Here is a 24,316-nt window from a genome sequence, read left to right as displayed (position 1 = left end):
AAATTAAAGGAAGAAATCCACGCGGAAATAGATCGGCGCTTCACGCTCGGTCAGGGTGTCCGGGCGTTCCAGGGAGTGGGCGAAGGTCACGCTGGCGGCGACATGCTGACCGCGTGCAAACAGCTCCACCGAGTTGCTGGACATGCGCCCGTGCTGATCGTCATTGAAACGATTGCCGCGGATCACGCCCTGGTCGTAACCGAGGCTAGTGCCGTATTCAGCGAACACCGGGCGCAGCCATTCGGCGCTCACTGGACGGGTCCAGCGCAGATCGTTGCGCCAGTAACCGCCACTGTCGCCCGACAAGGATTGGTCCTTGTAGCCACGAATCGACGATTGCCCGCCGAGGCTGGTGCGTTGCGGACTGAACAACACGTCTTCACTGCGCTGGCCGGTCATCAGGCTGGTGAAACTGAACGACTCGCCCCACACCTTGAACGGTTGCAGGTAGGACGCGACGGCCATGTATTTGCGGTAACGCGCATCCGGCTCGCCGGGGGCGGGATGGTCATTGCCTTGGGCGTCGAATGCACCGATGCCGTCCTGCATGCCCAGGTCGAAGTTGACGTACGCGCTGCCAATTCGTCGCCCGTGGTTGACGCCGTACTGCATTTCGCTGAGGCGGTTACTGTTGAACTTGAGCTTGCTGTCTTCGATGAAGTTGTTGCTGCGCAGATAAGAGACGCCAAGGCTGAGCGAGGTCCTGCTCAGGGCATCGCGGTGGATCACCCGCTCGGCCCGCAGCTGATGGTTTTCGGTGTCGCCGGTCAGCTTGAAGGGGTAATCGTTGGCGACAAGCTGCGTGCGGTACTCGTTCTGGGTGTAGGTGTAACTGAAGTCCCACCAGCCCCACGGCAGGCTGTAATACAGCGTTGCGTTGTTGGATGTGTGCTGGTGATCGGTCATCACATCGCCACCGCCGCGCAGCATCAACTGATCGGCCAGCCCCAGCGGACTGTCCCAGTCCAGCGTCGTGCGCCACTGCTGCTCGCCGGTGCTACGCTGACCGTCGTTGCTACGCGACAACCCGACGCGCCAAGGCTTTTGCGGTGTGTTCTTGACCAGGATTTCGCTGCTGCCGACGTTCTGGCCCGGGGTCAATTCCATCTGCGCCTGATTCGACGGCAAGCGGTTGAGCTGATCAACCATCTGTTCAATTTCACGCAGATTGAGCAATCCGCCACTCTGGCCCGGAAAAGCCATGGCCAGTTCGCGGTCCGAGAGTTGGCTGCCCTGCGCACCTTTCAGACCTTCAAGCCGCCCTTCAACGACCAATACTTTTAAATGCCCACCGGACAAATCCTGCTGCGGCAAGTAAGCGCGGCTGGTCACCAGGCCTTTTTCGATGTAGAGAGTGGTGATGACCTTGAGCAATTCGTTGAGCTGAGAGACGCCCAGGCATTGGCCGATGTAGGGCTTGAGCAAGCGTTCGCGTTCACCGGCAGAAAGGCTGTCGGCGCCTTTGAGTGCGATGTCCTGGATAGGGAAGCAACGGCTGTCGGCAGGTGCCGAGGGCTGGACCGGTTTCGCTTCCTTGCCGGGCAACTCTTTAAGCTCTTCGAGGCGCCGACGCTGCTCTTCGAGCAGACGATCCTGGCGTTCACGGATGAGGTCGGTTTCACCGGGAGTGGGCGCGGCATGAGCGAGATTCAGTGGAGAAAGGCACAGCAAAGCCAGGCACAACCTCGCCACGAGGGCGGGCAGAGACATGTTCGATCCCTCGAATTAGGGCGTAATAGCAAAATAGTGGCGCGATGTTAGATGGCCACTATCCTGACGTCAATTTTTCATCCTGCCAGGAAACGCTAACCGATGAGCGCTATCGCCTGAAGCAGACCAATCCGGGAAACGGCAGGAAACCTCTGAACGCATGCCGGAAGAAAAACCAAGGGCAACAGGACGATTCCCAGGCGCTGTTTCCACCGTGTGCAGCAAGCGGAACTTTAAGGTACCAAGCAGCCTCAACCGATTAACCGCCCAAAACGGAACCGAGGCCCATTCCATGAAAACCTTGCTGAAACTCACCCTCGCCGCCACCCTCGCTTGCGCCCTCCCCGCTTGGGCTTGCACACCCGAGGAAGCCACCGCCAAACGCGAACAACTGGCCAAGGAAGTGGCCAAGCTCACCGAGCAGAATCCGAAGAAGGCCAAGGAGATCAACGATGAATTGCAGAAAATGGATTTGGGCACGGCCAGCGCGGATCTGCCGGACAAGTGCCAGTTGATCGATCAGCGAATGAAGGAGTTGGAAACGGCGGATAAAAAAGCCGAAAACTAACCTGTAGGAGCCGGCTTGCTGGCGATCGCCTCAACGCGGTGTGCCAGGAAGAATCGCCAGCAAGCCGGCTCCTACAATAGATTGTGCATTATTTAAGTGATGCGCTCGGCCGCCTTGAGCAATTCGCGATTGTCCCCGCCTAACGCGACGGTCGCCCTGGCCGCTGCGTCGAGCAACAACCCGCACGCCCTGGCAACTTTCTCCTGGCTGAATCGCTCCGCCGGGCCGGACAAGGTCAACGCACCGGTCAATTCATACGCGGCATTGAATACAGGCACCGACACCGAAGCCGTCTCCGGATCCCGTTCCCCAAAGGAACTTGCCCAGAATTGCTCGCGAATCGCACCGAGGGTCGGCTCGGACAGCGCGCCAAAGGCTCGCAGGACTTTGCCCGACGCCCCGGCATTCAGTGGGAATCGTGCACCTTCATGCAGGGAAACCCTGACTGCGCGCTTCGGCTCGACGCGAAACAACACCACGCGGCTGTCGTTTTCCCGTACGTAAAAAGAGGAGGTTTCGCCGCTCGTGTCGGACAAGGATTCCAGCAGCGGGTAGATCACGTCCCGCAGGCGGAACGAGGTCTGGTAGACCTGCGCCAACCGCAACGGTTCGGGGCCGACGGCGTATTGCCCATCGCCGAGGCGGCGGATGAAACCGGCGCGTTCCAGCGAACTCATCAAACGCAGGATGGTGCTTTTATACAGGCCGGTGCGCCGGGCGATTTCCGCCAGTGGCAGGCTGTTGCTTCCGACGTCGAACGCCGCAAGGATCGCAAAGGCGCGATCCACGGCCGCCACGCCGCCTTCGGCAGTGGGCGCGGAAGGTTCGTCTTCCGATGGGGTTTGTTTGCTCATGTTCGCTCGTGACAAAACTTCAGGACGGCGCCAGCACCGGGCTGCGCAGCGGCTACCTTAACCGTTGAGCGAACGGGCGACCACCCTTCACCCCTCGGACTTGATCACGCCTGCGCGATGCAGTGCGCTGATATCGCTATCCGAATAGCCCAACTCGGCCAGCAACTCATCGCTATGGCTGCCCAACTCAGGCACATTCAAGCGCGTACCAAAGCGCTGGCCGTCCATTTCAAACGGCAGCATCGGCACCTTGACCGATTGACCGTCAGGCAACGTCACCTCAGCCATGCCACCCGACTCGTTCAGGTGTTTGTCGTCGAACAGGTCCTGAGGTCGCTGGATCGGAGAAAACGGCAGACCGGCCTTTTCACACAGCGCCATCACCTGTTCCTTGCTCATGCCCGCCAGGCATTCGCGGACTTGCGGCAGGATCACCTTGCGCGCGGCGACTCGCTGGTTGTTGCCGGCCAACTGCGGATCACTGCCGAAGGCATCGAAGCCGAACACCTCACAAAAGCTTTTCCACTGACTGTCGCTGACCACGCCGAGGAAGACCTGCTCTTCACCGGCGCAACTGAACACGTCATAAATCGCCCACGCCGAAACCCGACTCGGCATCGGTGCCGCCGGTGTACCAGTGACCACGTTTTGCATCATGTGCTGGGCCACCAGGAACGCCGAATTCTCGAACAGGCCGGTCTGCACGAACTGCCCCTGAGCGCCTTGGTTACGCTGCAACAGCGCCGCCAGAATCGAAATCGCGCTGAACATCCCGCCCATGATATCGTTGACCGACGCCCCGGCGCGCAAAGGCTGGCCGACCGGGCCGGTCATGTAGGCCAACCCCGTCATCATCTGCACCACTTCGTCCAGCGCCGTACGATGTTCGTAGGGGCCGGGCAGGAAACCTTTCATGGAGCTGTAAATAATGTCCGGCTTGATGGCTTTCACGTCGGCGTAACCCAGGCCGAGTTTTTCCATGGTGCCGGGGCGAAAGTTCTCGGTGACCACATCGGCGGTGGCAATCAGCTTTTTGACTGCAGCAATGCCTTCGGCGGATTTCAGGTCGACGGCGAAGCTTTTCTTGTTGCGGTTGTAGGTGGTCCAGTACCCCGCGCCGGAGCCCATCAAGCGCCGGGTGTTGTCGCCCGCAGGAACAGGTTCGACCTTGATCACCTCGGCCCCGAGGTCAGCCAGCACCAGGCCGCAGGTCGGCCCCATGACCATGTGGACAAACTCGATGACCCGAATGCCGGCCAGCGGCAGAGGCTTTTGTTGTTGGCTGGGGCTCATGTTCATAGCGCCTTCTGTGCATAGTGAAAATTCTTGCCGACTCCGGCGTCCGGGATGAAGCCGTACAGCGCTTCTCCCGGCAGGCCCTGGCGCAACCATTCGCGGGCCTGCACCAGCCGATCGATGTCGATGCCAGTGCGCAGGCCCATGGATTCGAGCAGGTACACCAGGTCCTCGGTGACGATGTTTCCGGACGCGCCGGGCGCATAAGGGCACCCGCCGATGCCGCCCTGAGACGCGTCGATGGTGGTCACGCCGACATCCAGCGCCGCGAGCACATTGGCCAGGCCCTGGCCGCGGGTATTGTGAAAATGGGCACTGCCGGCAATGCCCGGCAATTCCTGACGCAGCCGGGTGAACAAGCGCCGTACTTGTGTCGGGTTGGCGTAACCGACGGTGTCGGCCAGCCCCACTTCGTTGACGCCCAGCTCGGCCATGATCAGGGCCATGCGCACGGTGTCGTCGTCCGGTACTTCGCCCTGGATCGTGCAGCCAAACACCGTCGACAAACCGGCCTCGATTTCGACGTGCGGGTACTGCTCGTTGCGCAAGGCAACGACGTTGCGCACCTCCTGATAAACCTCGGCGTGGGTTTTGCGGATGTTGGCCAGGGAATGGGGTTTGCTCACCGAAATCGGCATCGTGATTTTCTGCACGCCGGCCTTGAAGGCCGCTTCGGCGCCCTTGAGGTTGGGCACCAGCGCGGTCACGAACAGGTTGGGCAAGGTCCGCGCAAAAGCCACCACTGCAGCGGTATCGGCCATCTGCGGCAGCAGTTTGGGCGACACAAAGGAGCCCACTTCGATCTCTCGTAACCCGGCGCTCGCCAACGCGGCGATCCATTTCAGTTTCAGTTCGGTCGGCATGGTCGCCGCGACGCTTTGCAACCCGTCACGGGGCCCGACTTCGCTGACCAGAATATCGATTTCGTTCGAATGACCCATCACCAGCCCTCCTGAGACGCCACGAAAGCCCTTGTTTCAGGGCACCTCGATCAGCGTTCTATCTGACAGAATATTGTTCTATTTTTAGTATCTGCCGGGTTTCGGTGGCTTGTCAACGAATGGACAAAAACTTGACAGCGTAAAAATTTGGCCGGAAAGTTGTTCCACCAAAAGGAATGATGTTCTGTTCAGCAGAACACCATCAATGACAAAGCGTTGCTTTCGCCCGCCGTCATACCCGGACAAAACCTATAAAAAACGAGGGAAATCATGCTGACCCTACTCAGCTATTCGATGATCACGTGCTTCATGTACCTGGTCATGAGCAAACGCCTGTCGCCGCTGGTTGCGCTGTTGCTGGTCCCGGTCGCCTTTGCCTGCCTGGCCGGCTACACCACGACGCTGGGGCCGATGATGTTCGATGGCCTGAAAATGCTGGCCCCGACCGGGGTGATGCTGACCTTTGCGATCCTGTATTTCTGCATGATGACCGACGCCGGATTGTTCAACCCGCTGGTCAAACTGATCCTCAAAGCGGTGAAAGGCGATCCGCAGAAAATCGTGCTGGGCACGGCGATTCTCGGGATTTGCGTCGGCCTCGACGGCGATGGCGCCACCACTTACATCATCACCTGCGCGGCGCTGCTACCGTTGTATCGCCGCACCGGCGTGCGCCTGCAAGTCATGGCCACGGTGCTGTTGCTGGCCATTGGCGTGATGAACATTCTGCCGTGGGCCGGGCCGTTTTCCCGGGCGGCCAGCGCCATGAAAGTCGACATTACCGAGCTGTTCGTGGCGATGCTGCCATTGATGGCCATTGGACTTGTGTGGGTGATTTTTGTGGCGCTGTACCTCGGACGGCTGGAACGACGCCGCTTGGGCGTGGTGCAACTCGACGCCAATGAAGGGCTGGAGCACTTCACCGAATTTCGCTTGAACGACTGGCGCTTTCTGTTCAATGCCGCGCTGACCATCGCCCTGATCGCGATGATGATGCTCGCGGTGATGCCACCTGCGGTGTTGTTCATGCTCGCGTTCGGTATCGGCCTGGTGGTGAATTTCCCCAACCTCAAAGAGCAGAAAGCGGTGATCGCGCGCCACGCCGATAACGTCATGGCGGTGACCTTGCTGATCTTCGCGGCTGGGATTTTCGTCGGCATCATGGGCGGCACCGGCATGACCAAGGCCATTTCCGAAAGCCTGATCCATGTCATCCCGCAATGGGCTGGCAGTTCGATGTCGATCATCACCGCGTTCATCAGCATGCCGTTCACCTACGTGCTGACCAACGATGCGTTCTACTTTGGCGTGCTGCCGATCCTCGCCGAAACCGCCAGCCACTACGGCATCAGCGGCAAGGAGATGGCAATCGCCGGGTTGATCGGCCAACCGGTGCATTTACTCAGTCCGCTGGTGGCGTCCACGTATCTGCTGTGTGGGTTGCTGGATCTGGACTACGGCGATAACCAGCGCATGACGTTGAAATGGACGATCGGCACGGTGGGGGTGATGTTGTTGGCGGCGCTGGCGTTGGGGTCGATTTCCGTCATCCGGTAATCGTTCTGTAGGAGCCAGCTTGCTGGCGATGGCTGCACCGCGGTGTATCGGTTAGATCGCATCGCCGGCAAGCCGGCTCCTACAGGGGGTGCGTGCAATTTGCGGGCGAAAAAAAAACCGGACCTGGGTCCGGTTTTTTTATGGGATCGCTACGGCGCTTTATTCAGCAGCCGGGGCTTCCGGCTTGCGGCGCTTGAGCGGGGCCATGCCGTCCTTGCTGACCAGCGACAGGGCGTCGGTCTTCGGGCGGTTGGCGATTTTGCGCTTGGTCGGTGCCTTGGCGCCGGTTTTCTTCTTCTCGCCCTTGGCGTCGACCTTTTTCTTCTTCACGCCAACCGCTTTGCCCGAGGCCTTGACCTTTTTCGGTCCGCCGTAGGTGCCTTTGACTTCCTTGATGGTGCGGCGCTCGAAGCTCTGCTTGAGGTAGCGCTCGATGCTCGACATCAGGTTCCAGTCGCCGTGGCAGATCAGCGAGATGGCCAGGCCATCATTGCCGGCACGGCCGGTGCGACCGATGCGGTGAACGTATTCGTCGCCGCTGCGCGGCATGTCGAAGTTGATCACCAGGTCGAGGCCGTCGACGTCCAGGCCGCGAGCGGCAACGTCGGTGGCCACGAGGATTTTCACGCCGCCTTGCTTCAGGCGATCGATCGCCAGCTTGCGGTCTTTCTGGTCCTTGTCACCGTGCAGGACGAACGCTTTGTATTCCTGCGCCACCAGGCGGCCGTAGATACGGTCGGCCATGGCCCGGGTGTTGGTGAACACGATGGCCTTCTGATAGGTCTCGTTGGCCAGCAGCCAGTTCACGATCTGCTCTTTGTGCTGGTTGTGGTCAGCGGTGATGATCTGCTGACGAGTGGTCGCATTCAGGTCGCTGACGTTGTTCAGCTGCAGGTGTTCCGGGTTGTTCAGAACCTTGGCAACCATCTCGCGCAGGCCCGAACCGCCAGTGGTGGCGGAGAACAGCATGGTCTGCTGGCGATTGGTGCACTCGTCCACCAGACGCTGCACGTCTTCGGCAAAGCCCATGTCGAGCATGCGGTCGGCTTCGTCGAGCACCAGCACTTCGACTTCTTTCAGGTCGAGGTTGCCGGCGTTCAGTTGCTCGATCATCCGGCCCGGCGTACCGATCAGGATGTCCGGCACCTTGCGCAGCATGGCGGCCTGGACCTTGAAGTCTTCACCGCCGGTGATCAGGCCGGACTTGATGAAGGTGAATTGCGCAAAGCGCTCGACTTCCTTGATGGTCTGCTGGGCCAGCTCGCGGGTCGGCAGCAGGATCAGGGTCTTGATGCTGACGCGGATTTTCGCCGGGCCGATCAGACGGTTGAGGATCGGCAAAACGAAAGCAGCGGTTTTGCCGCTACCGGTTTGCGCTGTCACCCGCAGGTCACGCCCTTGGAGCGCCAGCGGAATAGCCGCTGCTTGCACAGGCGTTGGCTCGACAAATTTAAGCTCGGCCACGGCTTTGAGCAGGCGTTCGTGCAGGGCGAATTGGGAAAACACGGGTGCTACCTCGAAGAAATACAAAAAAACAGCTGCATAGGGTAACGGTTTCGAGCGCGAAGGCCGAGTTTCTTTATGCAATCGACCGTAAACAGTGGCTTTTTTGTTGCCTCTTTTGTCCTTAAACGTCATGCAAAGCGTCTTAAATGCTCTAATCGCTCCGACACGGACAATAGAAGAAACGGTTTTACCCATGGATATCAAACAGCTCTGGCTCAACGTCCAAGACATCTGGGGTGCTCTCGATCAGCATCCGCTCCTGCATTCCGGCCTCGGGCTGCTTCTGTTGCTGGTGGTGGCGCTGACCCTCGGACGAGTGGCGCGTTACCTGATCCTGCACGCGACCAAAATGCTCGGCCGCCAACCGGCGTTGCACTGGGTCAACGACTTTCGCCAGAACAAGGTGTTTCATCGCCTGGCGCAGATGACGCCGTCGCTGGTGATCCAGTTCGGCTTGCACCTGGTGCCGGAGCTGGGCAAAACCAGCCTGATTTTCCTCGGCAACGTCGCACTGGCCTTCACCATTCTGTTCCTGGTGCTGGCGATCAGCGCCCTGCTCAATGCGTTGCTGGACATCTACGCCCGCACCGAACACGCCCGCACCCGCTCGATCAAAGGCTACGTGCAACTGGCGAAAATGGTGTTGTACGTATTTGGCGCGATCATCATCGTCGCCACGTTGATCGACCGTTCGCCGCTGTTGCTGCTGTCGGGTCTGGGCGCCATGTCGGCGGTGATTCTGTTGGTCTACAAGGACACATTGTTGTCGTTTGTCGCCAGCGTGCAGTTGACCAGCAACGATATGCTGCGGGTCGGCGACTGGATCGAGATGCCGCAAGTCGGTGCCGATGGCGATGTGGTGGACATCACGCTGCACACGGTCAAGGTGCAGAACTTCGACAAGACCATCGTTTCGATTCCGACCTGGCGCCTGATGTCCGAGTCGTTCAAGAACTGGCGCGGCATGCAGCAGTCCGGTGGACGACGGATCAAACGCAGCCTGTTCATCGACGCCAGCGGCGTGCGATTCATTCGTGATGACGAAGAGCAAAAACTGTCCCAGGTGCACCTGCTGACCGACTACATCAGCCGCAAACAGGCTGAACTCAAGGCCTGGAACGAAGCTCAGGGCAACGTCGCGGCAATGTCGGCCAACCGTCGGCGGATGACCAACATCGGGACCTTCCGCGCCTATGCGCTGGCGTATTTGAAAAGCCATCCGGAGGTCCAGCCGAACATGACCTGCATGGTGCGGCAGATGCAGACCACGGCGCAGGGGATTCCGCTGGAAATCTACTGCTTCACCCGCACCACGGCGTGGGCGGATTACGAGCGGATTCAGGGGGATATTTTCGATTATCTGCTGGCGGTGCTGCCGGAGTTTGGCTTGAGCCTTTATCAGCAGCCGAGTGGCGGGGATCTGCGGGCCGGATTGCTCCCGGCGATGCTTGGTGCAAGCCACATCCCCGAACCTGAAAAACACATCATGTAACCCCACAAAAACTTGTGGGAGCGGGCAAGCCCGCTCCCACATGGACCGCATCGTTCAGATGATCACTGCTTACTTGACCTGCCGCTGCGGCGCCTTGTGCACCATGGTGTAGGCGTAATCCACACCCATGCCATACGCGCCGCTGTGTTCCAGCACCAGTTCCATTACCGCCTCGTAAGTGTCTTTGTGTGCCCAGTCACGCTGGTATTCCAGCAGCACTTGTTGCCAGGTGACCGGCACCGCGCCTGCCTGAATCATCCGTTGCACCGACATGTCGTGAGCTTCTTTGGTGGTGCCGCCAGACGCGTCGGTCACGATGTACACCTCGTAGCCTTCAGCCAGGGCTTCCAGCGCCGGGAAGGTCAGGCAGACTTCAGTCCAGAGTGCGGCAATGATCAGCTTCTTGCGGCCGGTGGCTTTCACCGCGTCAACCAGCGCCTTGTCTTCCCAGGAGTTCATCGAGGTGCGCTCGATTGGCTTCTGCTCTGGGTGAACAGCCAGCAACTCCGGCCAGATAAAACCGCTGAAGCTTTCGGTTTCCACCGAGGTGTAGATCGTCGGCACGTTGAAGATCTTGGCGGCCTTGGCCAGGCCGACGGTGTTGTTCTTCAGGGTCTGACGGTCGATCGACTGCACGCCGAAAGCCATTTGCGGCTGGTGGTCAATCAGGATCAGAGCGGAGTTGGTTGGGTTGAGCAGTTCACGAATAGACATGGCGCGTTCCTTTTGATGTCGATAGTTCAAATCAGTAATGGGTTAGTCGACGCGGCTTCCAGAGGCTTTGTCGTCGGCTTGGATGTCACTTTAGGGGCTAGCAAGGAAAGGGACAATTACCTAAAATCGAGAATCATTGATTCTAAAATAGGGACAATCATGGATCGCATTGAATGCATGCGCGCGTTCGTCGTCACGGTCGGCGAGAACGGCTTTGCCGCCGCTGCACGGGCAATGGATGTGCCGCGATCAAAAGTCAGCAAACAGATTCAGGCGCTGGAGGAAGCCATCGGCGTGCAACTGCTGCAACGCACCACGCGCAGCCTGCACCTGACCGAGGCTGGCGCGGAGTATTTCGACGCGGCGCGGGAAGTACTGGCTTCGCTGGACGAGGCCGAACAGCGTGCGCGCAACGGCATCGGCGAGTTACGCGGGGTGCTGCGGGTCAATGCGCCGATGTCCTTCGGGTTGCGCCGGCTGGGGCCGTTGATTCCGCTGTTTCATGAACAACACCCGAACATAGAGCTGCAACTGGTGCTCAGCGATCAGCAGGTTGACCCGGTGCGCGGTGGTTTCGACGTGACCATCCGCATCGCCAGCATGCCGGACTCGACGATGATTGCCCGGCAACTGGCGCCGGCCCCGCGAATCATGGTCGCCTCACCTGCGTATCTCGAACGCGCAGGCACTCCGCAGACGCCGCAGGATCTGCGCGCCCATCAATGTTTGAACTACGGGTATTTGCAAAGTGGCGTGAGTTTGCAGCTGTGCAACGGCAAGGAAACCCAGCGGGTCAACGTCACGGGCCCTCTGCACGCCAACAATGGCGACTTGCTCGCCCAAGCCGCCGAGGCCGGCATGGGGATCGCGCTGTTGCCCAATTTCATTGTCGAGGATGCGCTGGCGGCTGGCCGGTTGGTGCCGGTGATGTGTGAATGGCAGGCGCCTGCGATCACGATTAACGCGGTCTATCCATCGGCACGCCGGGTGCCGCAGAAGACCCGGACGTTCATCGAGTTTCTGGTGGCGCAACTGGCAGAGAAATAACACGTCCTTTGTAGGAGCCGGCTTGCCGGCGATAGCGGTGTATCAGCTGACATCAATGTTGCATATGACACCGCCATCGCCGGCAAGCCGGCTCCTACAGGAGTCAGGTGATTGCCAACGACTTTCGTACACCCAACCGGCTGATCCACACCGCCATCAAAATCACCGATCCGCCAAAGAACAACCGTCCCAGTTCTTCATGCTGATTCCAGATCAACAAATTGATCAGCAACCCCACCGGCACATGCAGATTGTTCATCACCGCCAGCGTCCCGCCATTCACCAGGCACGCGCCCTTGTTCCACCAGTACAACCCCAGCGCGGTCGAGACCAGGCCGAGGAACACCAGCACGCCCCATTGCAGCGGTGCTTCGGGCAGGAAGTTCTGTTTGCCGAACAACAGAAACGCCGGCAACGCCACCGCCAGTGCACCGAGATAGAAATAACCGAAGCGCCGGTAATGCGGCAGATCGCTTGGATGACGCGCCACCAGATGCTTATAAAGCACCTGCCCGGCGGCGTAGGTGAAGTTGGCCAGTTGCAGCAGCAGGAACCCCATGAAGAAATCCGGGTTGATCCGGTCGTAGCGAATCACCGCCGCGCCGAGCACCGCCACCAGCGCAGCGACCAGGGCCCATGGGTTGAAGCGCCGGTTCAGCGCGTCTTCGATCAGCGTCACATGCAGCGGTGTGAGGATGGTGAACAGCAACACTTCCGGCACCGTCAGCACCCGGAAGCTCAGGTACAGGCAGACGTAAGTCACGCCGAACTGCAACGCACCGATCAGCAGCATGCCGCGCATGAACGCAGGCTCCACCGAGCGCCAGCGCGTCAACGGAATAAACACCAGCCCCGCCAGCAGCACACGCACCAGCACCGCGAAGTAACTGTCGACATGACCGGCCAGGTATTCGCCGATCAGACTGAAGGAAAACGCCTGGATCAGCGTGACAAAAAGTAGATAGCCCATGCTCGCCTCGTTTTGAATGGCGGCGACGATAGCGGGTTTTGCCGGCGATCGCGAGAACACACAGATCCCTGTAGGAGCCGGCTTGCTGGCGATGGCGTCTGTCCTGCCAATACATACGTTGACTGATCCACCGCTATCGCCAGCAAGCCGGCTCCTACAGAGGTATGCGTGCCCCCCCCAAATCGCAGGCAAAAAAAAGCCCGATCTCGCTAAAGCGTTCAATCGGGCTACAGCACTCAGGAGCAACAAGTGCAAAGGGAGGTCGATGCGCGTACAGGCTTGAAGGGTTGCGCCAGGTCACTAGACCATCCAGCGATTATCTGGCGATTAAAGCCTCAGGCCACTTGGGAAAGCTTGGCGTTGGCCTGGTTCAGGCCCTTCTCCTGGAAGTCACCGCCCAGGTTCATGCCTTCAGCGTGGATGAAGGTCACATCGTGGATTCCGATGAAACCCATGACCTGACGCAGGTACGGTTCCTGATGATCCGCGGTGCTACCGGCGTAGATCCCGCCGCGAGCGGTCAGCACATAAGCGCGTTTGCCGCTGAGCAGGCCTTGCGGGCCGGTGTCGGTGTATTTGAAGGTCACACCGGCTCGCAGCACGTGGTCGAGCCAGGCTTTCAGCGTGCTGGGGATCGCGAAGTTGTACATCGGTGCGGCCATGACCAATACGTCGGCGGCCAGCAATTCATCGGTCAACTGGTTGGAGCGCTCCAGGGAAGCCTGTTCGATGTCGTTGCGCTGCTCGGCGGGTTTCATCCAGCCGCCCAGCAGGTTGATGTCCAGGTGCGGCACCGGATTGACAGCCAGGTCACGGACGGTGATCTGGTCGTTCGGGTGAGCGGTTTTCCACTGGCTGATGAAGGTCTGGGTCAGTTGACGCGAAACCGAGTCTTGCTGACGGGCGCTGCTTTCGATGATCAGAACGCGGGACATGGGATGTAGCCTCCATCTGAGAATGCTGTAAGTCGATGGAGTGAAGGTTAAACAGAGTCATATCGATAAAAAAGCGCAAATAACTGCTATAACCCATCAATAAATTCGTTTATAAGCTGAGCATGCTTCATGTGGGAGCGAGCCTGCTCGCGATAGCGGTGGCGCATTCAAAATTGACTTTGACTGACATACCGCTATCGCGAGCAGGCTCACTCCCACAGGGTTGCAGTGTTATTTGGGGGTGCAGGTCAGGTTGATGCGCATCTTGATGATGGTCCGGTTGAACTTGGCAGTGGCATTTTTGTGCTTGCCGGCAGCCACTTCGATATTGCGGGTGCGCGGCGCTTCCGGACCGTTATTGAAAACCACCTTACAGACTGCATCGGTGCTGCCGAAGTTGTTGACCTGAATGGAGGCGATGTCGGTATCCGTGTCATACGCGTTGTAGTCGATGTCCATGCCGTTCAGCTGTTTTTGTACGTCGATCGGGTAGGCAAACGCAGTCAACGGCAACATCGCCAGCACCACACAACAGAATTTTTTCATTCGGCAGTCTCCAATAAGGACCGCCAGCTTAGGACAAGAGGAGCTCAAGATGAAAGCGCCCCGCGTGACCCTTGATCAATGGCGAACGTTACAGGCCGTGGTCGACCACGGCGGTTTCGCCCAGGCCGCCGAAGCGCTGCATCGCTCGCAATCGTCGGTCAGCTACACCGTGGCGCGCATGCAGGATCAACTCGGCGTGCCATTGCTGCGCATCGACGGCCGCAAGGCGGTGCTGACCGAGGCCGGCGGCGTCTTGCTGCGTCGCTCTCGGCAACTGGTGAAACAGGCCAGCCAACTGGAAGACCTGGCGCATCACATGGAGCAAGGCTGGGAAGCGGAAGTGCGTTTGGTGGTCGACGCCGCCTACCCCAGCGCCCGCCTCGTCCGCGCCTTGACCGCATTCATGCCGCAAAGCCGTGGCTGTCGGGTGCGTCTGCGCGAAGAAGTATTGTCGGGCGTGGAGGAAGTCCTGCTCGAAGGCGTGGCCGATCTGGCGATCACCGGTTTCAGCATTCCCGGCTATTTGGGTGCGGAATTGAGCGACGTTGAATTCGTCGCTGTCGCCCACCCCGAGCACGCCCTGCATCGATTGAACCGTGAACTGAATTTCCAGGACCTGGAAAGCCAGATGCAGGTGGTGATCCGCGACTCCGGCCGTCAACAGCCACGCGACGTCGGCTGGCTCGGCGCCGAACAGCGCTGGACCGTCGGCAGCCTGGCCACCGCCGCGACGTTTGTCAGCAGCGGCCTGGGATTTGCCTGGTTGCCGCGACACATGATCGAACGCGAACTGAAGGAAGGGACGCTCAAGCTGCTACCGTTGGATCAGGGCGGTAGCCGAAACCCGAGTTTCTACCTGTATTCAAACAAGGAAAAACCCTTGGGCCCGGCCACGCAAATCCTCATCGAACTGCTGCGCACCTTCGACACCGCGCCGCTGGATGCGCCCTTCGCTGCCCCAGAACAAGCCTGACACGGAGTGATCGCATGGCCTATTTCGAACACGAAGGTTGCAACCTGCACTATGAGGAATATGGCCACGGCACGCCGTTGCTACTGGTTCACGGGCTCGGTTCCAGCACCCTGGACTGGGAAAAACAGATCCCGGCATTGGCGGCCCGTTACCGGGTGATCGTCCCGGATGTGCGCGGCCACGGTCGCTCCGACAAACCCCGCGAGCGCTACAGCATCGCCGGGTTCAGCGCCGACCTGGTTGCCCTGATCGAACATCTGAACCTCGGCCCCGCACATTACGTGGGACTGTCGATGGGCGGCATGATCGGCTTCCAACTGGCGGTGGATCAGCCCCAATTGCTCAAGAGCTTGTGCATCGTCAACAGCGCGCCCGAGGTCAAATTGCGCAGCCGCGACGATTACTGGCAGTGGTTCAAGCGCTGGAGCCTGATGCGCGCACTCAGCCTGGGCACCATCGGCAAGGCCCTTGGTAGCAAACTGTTCCCCAAGCCGGAACAGGCTGAATTGCGTCAAAAGATGGCCGAACGCTGGGCAAAAAACGACAAACATGCTTATCTCGCCAGCTTCGACGCGATTGTTGGTTGGGGGGTTCAGGAACGACTTTCCAGGGTGTCCTGTCCAACCCTCATTGTCAGCGCCGACCGGGACTACACACCGGTAGCGCTGAAAGAGAACTATGTAAAACTGCTGCCCGATGCGCGGCTGGTGGTGATCGCCGATTCGCGTCACGCCACCCCGCTGGATCAACCCGAACGCTTCAACCAAACCCTGCTCGAGTTTCTCACCGCAGTCGACACCACCACACTCAGGATCACTGACCCATGCTGAAAAAAATCGCCCTCGTCGCTGGCACCGTTCTGTTTGCCGCCAACCTGATGGCCGCTACGCCCGCCAAGGCGCCACACGTTTTGCTGGAAACCACCAACGGCCAGATCGAAATCGAACTGGACCCGGTCAAGGCGCCGATCAGTACCAAGAACTTTCTTGAGTACGTCGACAGCGGCTTCTACAACAACACGATTTTCCACCGTGTGATCCCGGGCTTCATGGCCCAGGGCGGCGGTTTCACTGCGCAGATGGCGCAAAAAGACACCAAGGCACCGATCAAGAACGAAGCCAGCAACGGCCTGCATAACGTGCGCGGCACCTTGTCGATGGCGCGTACGTCGAACCCGGATTCGGCCACCAGCCAGTTCTTCATCAACGTCGCTGACAACGCGTTCCTCGATCCGGGCCGTGACGCCGGTTACGCGGTATTCGCCAAAGTGGTCAAGGGCATGGACGTGGTGGACATCATCGTCAATTCACAAACCACCACCAAACAAGGCATGCAGAACGTGCCTGTCGACCCGGTGCTGATCAAGTCGGCCAAGCGCATCGACTGAGATCCACAGGCACAGGGATGTTGAGCGGCCGCCGGCATTCGGCGCCGCTCATAATGTTTAAAGGAGAGCCCGCACGTGGGCGGAGAACTGATGCTTTATCGCCGTTTTGAACAATTGATTGACGTGTTCCGTGACGCCCCGACGGCGGCTCCGCCCGACCGTGTTCTCCCCTTCTATACCTATTACCTGAAGCAGGTCTGGCCGAGTTTCGCCGCCCTGCTGACCGTCGGCCTGTTCGGTGCATTGATCGAAGTGGCGCTGTTCAGCTACCTGAGCCGCATCATCGACCTTGCCCAGGGCACGCCGAACGTCAATTTCTTCAAGGAACACGGCATCGAACTGGCCTGGATGGCCGTCGTGGCGCTGATCCTGCGCCCGGTGTTCGTGGGCCTGCATGACTTGCTGGTGCACCAGACCCTGAGCCCCAGCATGACCAGCATGATCCGCTGGCAGAACCACAGTTACGTGCTCAAACAGAGCCTGAATTTCTTCCAGAACGACTTTGCCGGACGCATCGCCCAACGCATCATGCAGACCGGCAACTCGCTGCGCGATTCCGCCGTGCAAGCGGTGGACGCGCTGTGGCATGTGCTGATCTACGCGATCAGTTCGCTGGTGCTGTTCGCCGAGGCCGACTGGCGCCTGATGATCCCGCTGCTGACCTGGATCGCCGCCTACATCGGCGCCCTCTGCTACTTCGTGCCACGGGTGAAAGAGCGCTCCGTGGTGTCCTCGGATGCGCGTTCCAAACTCATGGGGCGGATCGTCGACGGCTACACCAACATCACCACGCTGAAGCTGTTCGCCCACACCAACTTCGAGCAGCAATACGCCAAGGAAGCCATCGAAGAACAGACGGTCAAAGCCCAACTGGCTGGCCGCGTGGTCACCAGCATGGACGTGGTCATCACCAGCATGAACGGCTTGCTGATCGTCAGTACCACGGGCTTGGCGTTGTGGCTGTGGACACAGTCGCTGATCACGGTGGGCGCCATTGCGCTGGCCACCGGCCTGGTGATCCGGATCGTCAACATGTCCGGCTGGATCATGTGGGTGGTGACCGGCATTTTCGAAAACATCGGCATGGTTCAGGACGGTTTGCAGACCATTTCGCAACCGGTCAGCGTCACTGATCACGCAGAGGCCAAACCGCTGACCGTCGCCCGGGGCGAAGTGCGTTTCGAGCACGTGGATTTCCACTACGGCAAGAAGAGCGGGATCATCGGCGGCCTCAACCTGACGATCAAACCGGGTGAAAAAATCGGCTTGATCGGCCCGTCCGGCGCCGGCAAATCGACCCTGGTCAACCTGCTGCTGCGTCTCTATGACGTGCAGGGCGGGCGGATCGTGATCGATGGCCAGAACATCGCCGAGGTCGGCCAGGAAAGCCTGCGCGAGCGCATCGGCATGATTACCCAGGACACGTCGCTGCTGCACCGTTCGATCCGCGACAATTTGCTCTATGGCAAACCGGACGCCACCGATGCCGAACTCTGGGAAGCGGTGCACAAGGCCCGGGCCGACGAGTTCATCCCGTTGCTCTCGGACGCCGAGGGGCGCACCGGTTTCGATGCGCATGTCGGTGAGCGTGGGGTGAAACTCTCCGGTGGTCAGCGTCAGAGGATCGCCATCGCCCGTGTGCTGCTCAAGGACGCGCCGATTCTGATCATGGACGAAGCGACTTCGGCGCTGGATTCGGAGGTCGAAGCGGCGATTCAGGAAAGCCTGGAAACCCTGATGCAGGGTAAAACCGTGATTGCCATTGCTCACCGGCTCTCGACCATCGCCCGGATGGACCGGCTGGTGGTGCTTGAGAAAGGCAAGATTGCCGAGACGGGGACCCATGCTGAGCTGCTGGCGCATGGCGGGTTGTATGCGCGGTTGTGGCAGCATCAGACTGGGGGGTTTGTCGGGATCGACTGATTGGGGATTGGGGGCATATCCGTTGCTGCGGTCACGGCTGCTGGCGGTTTCGCTCTTACAGCGAGTCACTTGGAGAAGCGCCAAGTAACCAAGCGCTCTTGCCCCTTTCGTTCGGTGCCTCGCCTAGGCTCGGCATGCCCTCGCTCCGGCCCTGCTCCGTGGGCCCGCCGCCATCGGCCATCCATGGCCGGGGGCGGCTAACCCGGCATCCATGCCGGGTTGCCCACTGCGCAGAACCTCCACTCGGCCTCTCGAGGGGGCGTGTACCTCAAAAGCCAGATCAAAAGCGGAAGGCGAGCTAACGCTCGGCCTGATGAGCGGTGGGAATCAAAAGCGTTTGGGATTCCCTGTAGGAGCCGGCTTGCCGGCGATAGCGGTGGGTCAGTCGACGCATTTATCGCCTGAAAGGACGCCATCGCCAGCAAGCTGGTTCCTACAAGGGAAATGCAGATGTGTTTGGATAAACTCGATCAACTGTAGGAGCCGGCTTGCTGGCGATAGCGGAGGGTCAGTCAACGTATGTATTGGCTGGACAGACGCAATCGCCAGCAAGCCGGCTCCTACAGGGGATCGGTGTTCATGTCCGGAATGAGTGAACGCAGCCAAGAAAGACAACGCGGTCGACCAAAGAGCCAGGTCGGCTTTCAGGCCGCCTCGGCGGCTGTGGCGGTAGTCGCCCCCTCGAGAGGCCGAGTGGAGGTTCTGCGCAGTGGGCAACCCGGCATGGATGCCGGGTTAGCCGCCCCCGGCCAGGGATGGCCGATGGCGGCGGGCCCACGGAGCAGGACCGGAGCGAGGGCATGCCGAGCCACAGCGAGGCACCGAACGAAAGGGGCAAGAGCCTTTTGGTTACTTTGGGGCTTTTCCAAAGTGACTCGCCGTAAGGGCGAAACCAATAGCCGCCGTTACCGCAGAAACGGATATGCCCCCAACCCCAAAAACCCCACCAACCCCAGCCCCCAACAGCTCTAAGCCCACTGGAATTCCAAAAAATCCCTGCTGTACTCAGCCAAGGTTCAGGAGATGAGCCTGTCGTAAATCTGCAGGATGCATAACTCGATACAGTCTCGATAGGAAACCTATCAAGGGCACTCTCATGTCTCTGTTCAAACGTTCAGTCACTGAGTTGTTAGGTACGTTCTGGCTGGTATTGGGGGGTTGCGGCAGTGCGGTTCTGGCCGCGTCTTCTCCGCTTGGAATCGGAGTGCTCGGTGTGGCCATCGCGTTTGGTCTCACCGTACTGACCATGGCCTTCGCCATCGGCCACATCTCCGGTTGCCATCTCAACCCCGCCGTATCGGTCGGTTTGTCAGTCGGTGGCCGATTCCCCGCCAAGGAACTGCCCGCCTACATCATCGCCCAGATCATCGGCGGAATCATCGCCGCCGCGTTGATCTACTACATCGCCAGCGGCAAGGAAGGCTTCGACCTCTCCGCCGGCCTGGCCTCCAACGGCTACGGCGAACACTCCCCCGGCAAATACTCGATGACCGCAGGCTTTGTCTGTGAGCTGGTGATGACGGCGATGTTTGTGCTGATCATCCTCGGAGCCACCGACAAACGCGCACCCGCCGGGCTGGCACCGATCGCCATCGGCCTGGCCCTGACGCTGATCCACCTGATCTCCATTCCCATCACCAACACCTCGGTCAACCCGGCCCGCAGTACCGGCCCGGCCCTGATTGTCGGCGGCTGGGCGATCGCGCAACTGTGGATGTTCTGGGTCGCACCGCTGCTGGGTGCGGTGGTCGGTGGTGTGACGTATCGGTGGCTGGGCAAGGAAGGCACTTGACCCCATGGAAGAGGATCAGTCCTGTCGGTAAGGCAAGGCGGTCCTCGCTTCCTCGGCATAGGCCAGGACGCCGAGACGCTCCTGATGAAGGAAGTCTTTGACGGCGGCTTTCAAGCCGGGATGGCGCAAGTAGTGCCAGGAATGGGTGATCACCGGTTCAAACCCGCGAATCAGTTTGTGCTCACCCTGAGCACCGGCATCGAAACGCTGAAAACCGTTGGCAATTGCGTAGTCCATCCCTTGATAGAAACACGTCTCGAAATGCAGACGATCGAACTCCGCCAGACAGCCCCAGTAACGCCCATAAAAACTGTCGCCGCCCACCAGACTGAAGGCCATGGCCACCGGCCGTGAGCCCTGTTTGGCCAGGACCACGCGAATCGATTCCGGCATGCGCTCGGCCAACAGACTGAAAAACTCCCGCGTCAGATAGGGCCGTTGCCGACGCACTGCGTAAGTGTTGGCGTAACAGGCGTAAACGAAATCCCACTGCGCCTGATCCAGTTGCTTGCCTTCCAGCCACTCGAAATCAAACCCCTGCCCCGCCACTTGCTCGCGCTCTTTGCGCATCTGCTTGCGCTTGCGCGAACTGAGGACGTCGAGGAAGTCCTGAAAATCCCGATAGCCGCGATTTTGCCAGTGGTACTGACAGCCGATGCGCTGCAGCCAGCCGGGTTGTTCGGCCAGCGCCGCGTCGGTGAACGGATCGGTGAAATTGATGTGCGCACTGGAGAGTTCTTCGATTTCGAGGTAGCCCGGCAAACTCTTCAGCAGTTCGAAACCGTCCTCGACCGAGGCCGCCAGCAAGCGCGGTCCGCTGACCGGGCTGAACGGCACGGCGGTCAACAGTTTGGGGTAATAGTCGATGCCGGCACGCTCGCAGGCATCGGCCCAGGCGTGATCGAACACGTACTCGCCATAGGAATGCCATTTGCGGTAACTGGGCAGCGCGGCGATCAACCGGTCCCCGTCCATGTGCAACAAATGCTCGGGCTGCCACCCGGAATGCGGACCGACGCTGCCGCTGTCCTCCAGTGAACTGAGAAAGGCATGGCGCAGAAACGGCTGATCATCCGGCACCAGGGCATCCCAGGTGTGCGGGGCTATTTCGGACAGACGTTCCAGGCGTTGCAGCGGCATCACTTCCCTCTCCACTTCTTGGCGTAAAGCCTCGCGAGTATCGCCTATCGAGGCGCAATCCACACTCGTGATCCGCCGACAGGGCCCGAAATAGAAAGTTCCTTCGCACTTTGTATCGTCATCGAGCCGCCATCACTTTGCCACTGCCTTGTCATAAACCATCGCGATACTGGCGCCAGTTTTTAGAGCGTCGGGTTCTATCCCGATCACTGTTTTCCGTCCGACATCGGTCGGTTGTGCCCTGGATGGCTAAGTCATCCCCTCTCATCTTCGGAGATTGATATGCGTCTTGCTTCCACGAAAACTGCGGCGGCCCTGTGTGGCGGTCTGCTGCTGGCCATGAGTGTTCCGGCCAGCGCCGCAGTCGACGCCAAACTGCTCGACATGCTGAAGGCTAACGGTTCGATTACCAACGCGCAGTACAGCGAGTTGCAAGCCGAGCTGGCCAGGGATCAGAAGGATCAGCAAATCGCCCGTCAGGCTCAGCAAGAGACTAACGAGCAGATCGCGGCCACCGCGAAGAAAACCGAAGCACTGAGCACCTTCGACCAGAAACTGGCGTGGGCTGCCAAGACCCAGTTCAAGGGTGACGTGCGTTTCCGCCAGGAAACAGTCAAGAACGACGGTGTTTCCAACACCGGTGACCAGGATCGTCAACGTATTCGCGTCCGCCTGGGTGCCTACACTGAAATCAACCCGCAAGTGGACACCGGTATCCGTATCGCCACCGGCAGCGACAACGACTCTCGCTCTACCAACCAGAGCCTGGACAACAACTTCACCAAGAAAGACATCTGGCTGGACCAGGGTTACGTCGACTACCACCCCGACGCCATCAAGAACCTGCACCTCGTTGGCGGCAAGATGCCGCAACAATGGGTGAGCATGGGCGACATCATCTGGGATAGCGACATCAGCCCGGAAGGTCTGGCACTGACCTACAAATACCCGCTGGGCGGCAGCACCGAGCTGTTCGGTAACGCCGGCCACTACACCCTCAAGGACAACGTCGACGGCGAAGGCAAGCAGTTCCGTCATGACCTGCGTCTGTACGCAGGCCAGTTGGGCGCGCGTTTCGCGATCACTGACAACCTGAAAATGACCCTGGGCGGCAGTATCTACGCCTACGACAACGACAACGACATCAACAACACCTGTGCCGCGGCAACCTGCCGACTGGCCGTCAACGGCAACACTGCGAACGAACAGTTCAAACTGTACGAAGGCTTTGGTCAGCTCGACATCGGCGGCCTGCCAATGCCGCTGTCGTTGTACGGTCAAGTGGTCAACAACGACGATGCCAGCAACGATCAGGACATGGGCTGGCTGGTCGGTGCCAAGACCAAGGTCTTCGGCTTCGGCGTGGACTACAACTATCGTGACGTACAGCGTAACGCCGTGGTCGGCGCCTTCACCGACTCTGACTTCGCCAACGGTTTCACCGGTTCGCGCGGCAGCAAGTTGAAAGTGAACTACGAGATCGACAAGAACTTCGCCCTGGGCGCGACGTACTTCATGGCTGATTCCGACTACACCAACGCCACCCTGCGGGACTCGAAAATCAACACCCTGCAGCTGGATGCCGAAGCCAAGTTCTGATCCCTGCTACACGGTTCGGGCAAGGACGCCCAAACTGCTTTTACAAACTCGCGCTGCTGTATCGGTCCCCATCATCCGTCCGATACCGCAGCGCGAGTTTTTTTATGCAAAAAAAAGATCGCAGCCTTCGCAGGCTGCGATCTTTTCATTTACCGCGACAACTCAACGCTTGCGCAGAATCACGCTACCAATCGAATAACCGGCGCCGAACGAGCTGAGCACCGCCAGCGAACCCGCCGCCAGATCATCCTGGTTCTTGTGAAACGCAATCACCGAGCCCGCAGAGCTGGTGTTGGCGTAGGTGTCGAGAATCACCGGGGCTTCTGCTTCGGTGGCTTCGCGGCCCAGCAGTTTCCTCACGATCAAGTGGTTCATGCTGAGGTTGGCCTGGTGCAACCAGAAGCGCTTCACGTCGCCGACGTTGAGCTGGTTCTCTTCCAGATGCGCACCGATCAGCTCGGCAACCATCGGGCAGACTTCCTTGAACACCTTGCGGCCTTCCTGCACGAACAGTTTGTCCTTGGCACCGATGCCCTCTTCCGCCGCGCGGTTGAGGAAGCCGAAGTTGTTGCGGATGTTGTTGGAGAACTTGGTCAGCAGCTTGGTGCTGACCACGTCGAACTGGTACTTGGACGTCGCCAGGTCCGCTCGCTCGATGATCACCGCAGTGGCCGCGTCGCCGAAGATGAAGTGGCTGTCACGGTCACGGAAGTTCAGGTGACCGGTGCAGACTTCCGGGTTGACCATCAGCACTGCCCGGGCCTGGCCCAGTTGCACGCTGTTGGCCGCCGCTTGAATGCCGAAGGTTGCCGAGGAGCAGGCCACGTTCATGTCGAAACCGAAACCCTGGATGCCCAGCGCTTCCTGGACTTCGATGGCGATGGCCGGGTAGGCGCGTTGCAGGTTGGAGCAAGCGACGATCACGCCGTCAATATCCGCCGCGGTTTTGCCGGCACGCTGCAAGGCTTGTTCGGCCGCGCCGATGGCCATCTGGCAAAGCACCGACCACTCGTCGTTCGAGCGCTCCGGCAGGCGTGGCGTCATGCGTTGCGGGTCGAGAATGCCTTCCTTGTCCATGACGAATCGGCTTTTGATACCGGAGGCTTTTTCGATAAACGCGGCGCTGGATTCGGTCAATGCCTCGACTTCGCCAAGGGCGATGGCGTCGGCGTTGTCGGCGTTGAACTGCGCGACGTAAGCGTTGAAAGACTGCACCAGCTCTTCGTTGGAAATGCTGTTGGCCGGGGTGTACAGGCCGGTGCCGCTGATGACGACGTTATGCATGGTCGTTTCTCTAATCTGTTCAGGCAGAAAGCATTGGCACCGACGTACCAATACATAAAGGGTCTGCTCCCGTCACAGGAAG

General features: G+C 59.6%; 20 protein-coding genes and 1 pseudogene. 10 read left to right on the top strand and 11 right to left on the bottom strand.

All coding sequences use genetic code 11. The annotated features are described in order from the left end of the window. Positions 1–3 precede the first annotated feature (3 nt). The gene (locus IB254_RS22685) at positions 4–1,710 is read right to left on the bottom strand and encodes a ShlB/FhaC/HecB family hemolysin secretion/activation protein (RefSeq protein ID WP_192419532.1); all 1,707 of its coding nucleotides are present in this window, start codon (positions 1,708–1,710) and stop codon (positions 4–6) included. Between the two features lie 292 nt (positions 1,711–2,002). Here IB254_RS22685 and IB254_RS22680 point away from each other — a divergent pair, with 292 nt between their 5' ends. Then, complete coding sequence (locus tag IB254_RS22680) at positions 2,003–2,278, top strand: hypothetical protein (protein ID WP_192225945.1); 276 nt, start codon at positions 2,003–2,005, stop codon at positions 2,276–2,278. Between the two features lie 92 nt (positions 2,279–2,370). Here the strand turns inward: IB254_RS22680 and IB254_RS22675 are convergent, their stop codons facing one another. From IB254_RS22675 to IB254_RS22665, 3 genes are all read right to left on the bottom strand, one after another. After that, on the bottom strand, positions 2,371–3,132 hold the full coding sequence (locus IB254_RS22675; RefSeq protein WP_192419531.1) for an IclR family transcriptional regulator: 762 nt from the start codon (positions 3,130–3,132) through the stop codon (positions 2,371–2,373). A gap of 87 nt (positions 3,133–3,219) precedes the next feature. Further along, positions 3,220–4,431 (bottom strand): CaiB/BaiF CoA transferase family protein, encoded by a 1,212-nt coding sequence (locus IB254_RS22670; protein ID WP_192419530.1) that lies wholly within the window; start codon positions 4,429–4,431, stop codon positions 3,220–3,222. Continuing rightward, positions 4,428–5,369: a hydroxymethylglutaryl-CoA lyase gene (locus IB254_RS22665; RefSeq protein WP_192419529.1), complete on the bottom strand. Its 942-nt coding sequence runs from the start codon at positions 5,367–5,369 to the stop codon at positions 4,428–4,430. Before IB254_RS22665 ends, IB254_RS22670 begins: the two co-directional genes overlap by 4 nt. 270 nt (positions 5,370–5,639) lie before the next feature. Here IB254_RS22665 and IB254_RS22660 point away from each other — a divergent pair, with 270 nt between their 5' ends. After that, positions 5,640–6,926 (top strand): CitMHS family transporter, encoded by a 1,287-nt coding sequence (locus IB254_RS22660; protein ID WP_008044013.1) that lies wholly within the window; start codon positions 5,640–5,642, stop codon positions 6,924–6,926. A gap of 159 nt (positions 6,927–7,085) precedes the next feature. On the opposite strand, the gene IB254_RS22655 is transcribed toward IB254_RS22660, so the two are convergent. Next, positions 7,086–8,432, bottom strand: a complete 1,347-nt coding sequence (locus IB254_RS22655; protein WP_008034278.1) for a DEAD/DEAH box helicase — start codon at positions 8,430–8,432, stop codon at positions 7,086–7,088. A 193-nt stretch (positions 8,433–8,625) separates the two neighbouring features. On the opposite strand from IB254_RS22655, the gene IB254_RS22650 reads away from it, so the two are divergent. After that, complete coding sequence (locus IB254_RS22650) at positions 8,626–9,924, top strand: mechanosensitive ion channel family protein (RefSeq protein ID WP_008034280.1); 1,299 nt, start codon at positions 8,626–8,628, stop codon at positions 9,922–9,924. Between the two features lie 69 nt (positions 9,925–9,993). Here the strand turns inward: IB254_RS22650 and IB254_RS22645 are convergent, their stop codons facing one another. Continuing rightward, positions 9,994–10,638, bottom strand: a complete 645-nt coding sequence (locus IB254_RS22645) for a hydrolase (RefSeq protein ID WP_008040938.1) — start codon at positions 10,636–10,638, stop codon at positions 9,994–9,996. 159 nt (positions 10,639–10,797) lie between these two features. On the opposite strand from IB254_RS22645, the gene IB254_RS22640 reads away from it, so the two are divergent. Beyond that, positions 10,798–11,685, top strand: a complete 888-nt coding sequence (locus IB254_RS22640; RefSeq protein WP_008034284.1) for a LysR family transcriptional regulator — start codon at positions 10,798–10,800, stop codon at positions 11,683–11,685. Between the two features lie 103 nt (positions 11,686–11,788). On the opposite strand, the gene IB254_RS22635 is transcribed toward IB254_RS22640, so the two are convergent. The 3 genes from IB254_RS22635 to IB254_RS22625 all read right to left on the bottom strand — a co-directional run bounded on the left by IB254_RS22635 (position 11,789) and on the right by IB254_RS22625 (position 14,136). Continuing rightward, positions 11,789–12,655: a carboxylate/amino acid/amine transporter gene (locus IB254_RS22635; RefSeq protein ID WP_008040940.1), complete on the bottom strand. Its 867-nt coding sequence runs from the start codon at positions 12,653–12,655 to the stop codon at positions 11,789–11,791. Between the two features lie 335 nt (positions 12,656–12,990). Further along, positions 12,991–13,590 carry an FMN-dependent NADH-azoreductase gene (locus tag IB254_RS22630; RefSeq protein ID WP_008034287.1) on the bottom strand — a complete coding sequence of 200 codons (600 nt, stop codon included), beginning with the start codon at positions 13,588–13,590 and terminating at the stop codon, positions 12,991–12,993. Between the two features lie 231 nt (positions 13,591–13,821). After that, positions 13,822–14,136, bottom strand: a complete 315-nt coding sequence (locus IB254_RS22625; protein ID WP_008034289.1) for a hypothetical protein — start codon at positions 14,134–14,136, stop codon at positions 13,822–13,824. Between the two features lie 49 nt (positions 14,137–14,185). On the opposite strand from IB254_RS22625, the gene IB254_RS22620 reads away from it, so the two are divergent. From IB254_RS22620 to aqpZ, 5 genes and pseudogenes are all read left to right on the top strand, one after another. Further along, a complete protein-coding gene (locus IB254_RS22620; protein ID WP_008034291.1) occupies positions 14,186–15,109 on the top strand; it encodes a LysR family transcriptional regulator in 924 nt (307 codons plus the stop codon). A 14-nt stretch (positions 15,110–15,123) separates the two neighbouring features. Next, positions 15,124–15,929, top strand: a pseudogene (locus IB254_RS22615) (alpha/beta fold hydrolase). A 3-nt stretch (positions 15,930–15,932) separates the two neighbouring features. Next, positions 15,933–16,496: a peptidylprolyl isomerase gene (locus tag IB254_RS22610; RefSeq protein ID WP_192419526.1), complete on the top strand. Its 564-nt coding sequence runs from the start codon at positions 15,933–15,935 to the stop codon at positions 16,494–16,496. A 90-nt stretch (positions 16,497–16,586) separates the two neighbouring features. Then, positions 16,587–18,419 (top strand): ABC transporter ATP-binding protein, encoded by a 1,833-nt coding sequence (locus tag IB254_RS22605; protein WP_192419544.1) that lies wholly within the window; start codon positions 16,587–16,589, stop codon positions 18,417–18,419. 1,096 nt (positions 18,420–19,515) lie between these two features. After that, complete coding sequence (aqpZ, locus tag IB254_RS22600; RefSeq protein WP_192419524.1) at positions 19,516–20,211, top strand: aquaporin Z; 696 nt, start codon at positions 19,516–19,518, stop codon at positions 20,209–20,211. A 15-nt stretch (positions 20,212–20,226) separates the two neighbouring features. Here the strand turns inward: aqpZ and IB254_RS22595 are convergent, their stop codons facing one another. After that, on the bottom strand, positions 20,227–21,351 hold the full coding sequence (locus tag IB254_RS22595) for a GNAT family N-acetyltransferase (protein ID WP_192419522.1): 1,125 nt from the start codon (positions 21,349–21,351) through the stop codon (positions 20,227–20,229). Positions 21,352–21,633: 282 nt separating this feature from the next. Here IB254_RS22595 and IB254_RS22590 point away from each other — a divergent pair, with 282 nt between their 5' ends. Next, positions 21,634–22,950: a putative porin gene (locus tag IB254_RS22590; protein WP_192419520.1), complete on the top strand. Its 1,317-nt coding sequence runs from the start codon at positions 21,634–21,636 to the stop codon at positions 22,948–22,950. Positions 22,951–23,112: 162 nt separating this feature from the next. Here IB254_RS22590 and IB254_RS22585 read toward each other — a convergent pair whose 3' ends face one another. Continuing rightward, the gene (locus tag IB254_RS22585; protein WP_192419518.1) at positions 23,113–24,234 is read right to left on the bottom strand and encodes a beta-ketoacyl-ACP synthase III; all 1,122 of its coding nucleotides are present in this window, start codon (positions 24,232–24,234) and stop codon (positions 23,113–23,115) included. Positions 24,235–24,316: the final 82 nt, after the last annotated feature.

Origin of the sequence: Pseudomonas sp. PDM03 (genome assembly GCF_014852385.1) — a bacterium.
Classification (GTDB): Bacteria; Pseudomonadota; Gammaproteobacteria; order Pseudomonadales; family Pseudomonadaceae; genus Aquipseudomonas; species Aquipseudomonas migulae.
The sequence above is the reverse complement of the archived record's forward strand: the minus strand, read 5'-3'. Positions and strand labels throughout refer to the sequence as shown.